At 51.6% G+C, this 3,894-nt stretch carries 3 protein-coding genes and 1 pseudogene; 2 read left to right on the top strand and 2 right to left on the bottom strand.

The genetic code is table 11. The features are described 5' to 3' along the window. The coding region (locus Q0236_RS04780) for a hypothetical protein (RefSeq protein WP_297915626.1) at nucleotides 1-188 on the top strand (188 nt) is incomplete at its 5' end. A 265-nt stretch (nucleotides 189-453) separates the two neighbouring features. On the opposite strand, the gene Q0236_RS04775 is transcribed toward Q0236_RS04780, so the two are convergent. After that, on the bottom strand, nucleotides 454-2,226 hold the full coding sequence (locus Q0236_RS04775) for an aryl-sulfate sulfotransferase (protein ID WP_297915624.1): 1,773 nt from the start codon (nucleotides 2,224-2,226) through the stop codon (nucleotides 454-456). A gap of 255 nt (nucleotides 2,227-2,481) precedes the next feature. Here Q0236_RS04775 and Q0236_RS04770 point away from each other — a divergent pair, with 255 nt between their 5' ends. Next, entirely contained in the window at nucleotides 2,482-3,459 is a 978-nt protein-coding gene (locus Q0236_RS04770) for a hypothetical protein (RefSeq protein WP_297915622.1), read from the top strand. Nucleotides 3,460-3,641: 182 nt separating this feature from the next. On the opposite strand, the pseudogene Q0236_RS04765 reads toward Q0236_RS04770, so the two are convergent. Beyond that, nucleotides 3,642-3,894 (bottom strand): annotated as a pseudogene (locus tag Q0236_RS04765) (oxidoreductase); the annotation flags it as partial.

Genomic DNA, 3,894 nt, shown 5'->3' with positions numbered 1-3,894 from the left:
TGATAAAAATCTTTGATCCCTACACAAGTAATCAGCAAAAACAGTACGCTAAAAATCCAAACGGTAATATTCTTTGTCATTTTTTATCCTGCAAAGCGGTAAGTCGTTCCGCTATGAGGTATCCAATACAGTTTTGGAGCTCCTCTCTTTTAGCTAGACGGCGGGCTAAATTCCTCTTTCAAATTTAATCCCGCCGCACCGTAAATCCCCGCTCGCCGCATCGCAGGCGCCAAAAGCGCGAAGCGGCGAAGCGCAAACGCCCCGCCGCGTAAATTCTAAATTTAACTGCGGCGATCGCACTAAATTTAAGCTAGCCAAGTGCCGAATTTTGGCGGCGGCAAGTAAATATAGCGGGCAAAATTCCGACCTACGGCTGCCGGCAGCACAAAATCTAGCCCCGCTCGCTGCGGCAACTAGCGCTGGGCGGCGAGCAAAGGCTAAATTTAGCTAAATTTAATACTCAAAGATATTCGGATCGATCACCATCGCGCGGTAGGCCACGTCGTCTCTCGACGCAGACTCCACGTCCATTTCAAATTTGACGTCGTTTGTTTTAGGATCGATCTCCACGAGCACCATTTTGATCGTTTTATCGGGCTTTAGCAGATAGACGTTCGAGCTTGAGATGAAATACGTGCTTTTATCCTTTTGCCACTCCACGACGCTCGTAACCGCGCTATAGAAGTCAAATCCGCGCTCCTTGCCAAACTCCCACGTCTGCTCGACCGTGCCCTTTTTCTCGTCGATCTTGTACTCGACCGCGCGGGAGTATTTTTGCTCTTTTAGCGCAGGCTGCTCCATACCGCGGCCGTCGCCGTTGTCAAATACGCTGATGTGCTTTACAGAGCCCTTGTTATCGTAGCGCGGAGTGAGCCACGCGGTGTGCTGCGTCCACGACCAGTCGAAATCGCCCTCGCATTTTGAGTTTTCGCATTTGATTTTGTTGCCGTTTTTATCCACGGGAACTAGCACTTTTTCTTTAAAGTCCGCGCTCCAGCCCTCAGGCGACGCTAGGATCCATTTTACCTTTTTGTCGCGGCCGATCTTAACTATACCTTGGTGGCGAAGCGAGAGGATGATGCTGTCGTCGCTAGGGTCATATGAGATCGAGTTTACGTGCGCCCAGTTGCGTCCAGTGCCGGTCGAGGTCACGTCGCCGAAAGGCAGATCGTCGCTGATTTTGATCTCTTTGGCGTCCATATCGATATTTAGGCATACGGCGCGAGCGTCAAGGGCCTTGATGAGGTTGCTGCGATAAACGTTTTTACCGAAAATTTCATTCAGATCCCACTCGTCCACGACCTTGCCGCTGCCGTCCACTTCGATGATGTGATCTCTGATCGTGTGCGAGATCCTGCCGTCTGCGTGGTGGTAGTTGTATTTACCGACGCGAAGCAGCAAGTGATCATTTTTTAGCGGCATCACCTCGTGACTAAGGTCGATGTAGCCGCGCGGCAGCTCGCGATTATACACCTCCTTGCCCATCATATCGTAGCGCATATATCGCTGCGCCATGCCCCAGCTCAGATCGCCGTTTGGCAGCTGATGAAAGCCCATCATCATGCCGCCGTCCATCACTCTGCGCTCGCTGCGGTCATAAAATTTCTGATAGTCCAGATACCATCTGACCTCGCCCTGCGTATCGACGACGAAATTTTCGGTGAAATCATTCCAGCTAGCAGCACCGCCGTTTTTCCAATCAAGCGGCTTATAGACGCTCGTGATCGTGTTGTTGATGAGATAGAGCCTGTTTTTAAACGCAGGATCGACCTTTTTGACCTTCATCTTTTGCATGTGGCTAAATCTATAATCTCGGCTATACGTCACGATCGGCTGAGCGTAAATTTTATACTTTTCGACCTTCTTTTCGCCGTTAAAAACGTAGCTTACTTCGACCTCGTTTAGATAGTCCGGATACAGCCCCCAGATCGGCACGCCGTCGTGCGTCAGTAGCGCATGCTCGGAGACGTTATAGACGATGTCGATGCCGCCGTTAGGTTTTCCTAGCACCCGCACGTGGATATCCTTGATGTCCTTGCCCGCCCTATCGATGACGGCCGTTAGAGGCGCCACGTCGTAAGGGTTGATAAACACCGAGCCAAGCTCGCCCTGGGTTTTTACCTGATGCGCCAAAACGCCCGCACTCGCAGTCTGCGGCACCGCTATAAACGCGCCGCCTGCTAAGGCCGCAGCCAAAACGATAGAACCGAAAAAATTCTTACGCATATTCGCTCCTTTTGGGTAAATTTATCAAATTTTACTACGCAAAAATCGCTTCAAAATCGCGCCCGCATAAAGGCTTGCTTAAACGAGCAGCGGGAGCTTTAAATTTCTTTAGCCATTATATCGCAATTTCGCGGCGGGACGAAATTTTGCAAGCAGGCTGGACGAGGCGCAAAACCTAAAGCAGAATTTCACCGCTTAATCCGTTTTTACTCGCGCGTCTGCTAAAATTCGCCAAATTTAACCAAGGAGCGGTAGATGAACAAAGAGGAATTTGAAGCGCTAAATCCTAGCGAAAAGCAAAATTTGATGCTTAAAATTTCAGCCGCGCATCCGCAGTTTAAATTTTTAAATTTGGCTACGTTTAGATGCGGCGGCGACAGCTTCGAGACGGGCGTTTTTGATTTTAAAGGGAGCGAATTTGTTTTTATTCCAAGCGGCGAGCCCCTGCTTGGATGGGATGATTTCGCCGTTTTGGATGAAATTTCGGCAGCGAAAATCAAAGAGCAGTGCGAATTTTGCGGCAGCGAGCAGAGCCTACGCGAATACGTCGCGCAGCAGACCTCGCCGCTTCGCCGCGCTAAAATTCCAGCGATGCTGGCCGAACGCAGGGCGAGCGAGCTTAGCTGGGTTGAGGCCGGCGCAGACGATGCGAGACTTAAGGCTTACGAGCGCGATATAGAGCAGTTTTTGCGCGGCGAATATAAAAGCTCCTCGGTGCTAACCCTTAGCGGCGCGCTAAAGCTGGTGCGCGAAGAGGGCAAAATTCGAGCGTTTTTGTTTAGAGACGTGACGCACGAGGAGCTTGAGTCAAGCCTGCAAACATCGGGCTTTAGCCTGCCTAGCGAGGATGAGTGGGAGTATCTGGCGAGCTGCGGGGTGCGCATGCTTTGGCGCTTCGGCGACGAGCCCGATCCGAGCGAAGTCGCTCTGCCGCACGCACAGCAGCCGAAAAATCCGAAATTTTCGCTATTTGAGCCAAATTTATTCGGGCTATTCATCGCTTCTGACCCCTACGCCGTGGAGATCGTTAGCGCGCCTGCGTATTTCAAAGGCGGAGACGGCGGATGCGCGTTTTGCGGCGGCGCGTCTTTGTTTGAGAGCCTGTTGCCCGCCTCGCCATTTTATGCTATGGATGAGGCGATGCGGCAGGATCATTTGGATTTTCTTAGCGGCGACGAGCTAGACAGCGCGATTTATAGGCGCATCTTTAGGCTGAAGCGCGAGCTGTTCTAGCCCCGCTCTACCGAAATGCAGCCGCTCCATCTCGGCTAAATTTAATGCTAGGCTGTGGGTAAAATTTAAAATTTCATCCGCGACCATTCGGCTTGAAATTTTAAATTTTTACCCGCTGCGCCTAGGGCTCGGTTTTAAATTTAACCAAAGCCCCGCTCTTACGCTAAAATTCCATCCACGATTTATAGAAATTCCCGCGGCTCGTAGATTTGCACGCCGCGCGCGTCGCTGCGAGCTGCATTTATCATCGCGCGAGCGATACTTGCGCCGCTAAGCGGTCTAAATTTACCGAGCACGCAGGCGGGCAGCAGTTTAAAAACCGCCGCCGCGAGCCGTTCTAGCGGGCGAGCATCCGACCTCTCGCCCAAGATTAACGGCGGTCGGACGATCTGAAGGCTGTCAAAACCGAGCTCGCTCACGCGCCGCTCGATACGT

Origin of the sequence: uncultured Campylobacter sp. (assembly GCF_938031315.1) — a bacterium.
Lineage (GTDB): Bacteria > Campylobacterota > Campylobacteria > Campylobacterales > Campylobacteraceae > Campylobacter_B.
Note: the sequence above shows the minus strand (reverse complement) of the source record. Positions and strands in the feature narration are given on the sequence as shown.

Bases quoted from the DNA above. Each gene is read 5' to 3' on its own strand.
- Q0236_RS04775 (WP_297915624.1), bottom strand. From the start codon at position 2,226: ATGCGTAAGAATTTTTTCGGTTCTATCGTTTTGGCTGCGGCCTTAGCA.
- Q0236_RS04770 (WP_297915622.1), top strand. From the start codon at position 2,482: ATGAACAAAGAGGAATTTGAAGCGCTAAATCCTAGCGAAAAGCAAAAT.